Here is a 522-nt window from a genome sequence, read left to right on the forward strand (position 1 = left end):
AACACCAGAGTAATCGAGTGGCCAATGGAAAACGCGGTTATAAAACGAACAATGTCACTGAAGCGGGTCAGAAAGAACACCACGCCGAACAGAAACAGTAAATGGTCATAGCCTGTGACCATGTGCATCGCTCCAAGCTCAATGTACTCCATGAAACCGGCATTGAGCGCCCTCGCCTTATCCTCTGCTGACATGCCATGCCCCATGGCGATGCTGCTTGCCAAAATGGATAGAAGACCAATCCAGTATTTCAATTTCACAACCTAAACTCCCTTGTTGTTGATTTGCTGCGCTGCCTTCCCATTGACCAGCCGGTACAGGGCTGGCAGGACAAATAGCGTTAGCAAGGTAGAAGAAATAATGCCGCCAATAACGACAGTCGCCAGTGGTCGCTGAACCTCAGACCCGATACCCGTATTCAGCGCCATCGGCACAAAACCCAATGATGCCACCAGTGCGGTGGTTATAATTGGCCGTAACCTGGTCACCGCGCCTTCAATAATCGCGTCATCCAGCGTTACA

General features: G+C 50.6%; 2 protein-coding genes. Both read right to left on the reverse strand.

Going from position 1 to position 522, the window contains the following annotated elements:
- Positions 1 to 260, reverse strand: a 260-nt coding sequence (locus tag A3730_RS08970) for a HupE/UreJ family protein (RefSeq protein WP_197477385.1), incomplete at its 3' end; no start/stop codon positions are given.
- A gap of 3 nt (positions 261 to 263) precedes the next feature.
- A partial coding sequence (locus A3730_RS08975) for an efflux RND transporter permease subunit (RefSeq protein WP_156501099.1) occupies positions 264 to 522 on the reverse strand: 259 nt, incomplete at its 5' end.

It is taken from the genome of Alcanivorax sp. HI0044 (assembly GCF_001634945.1).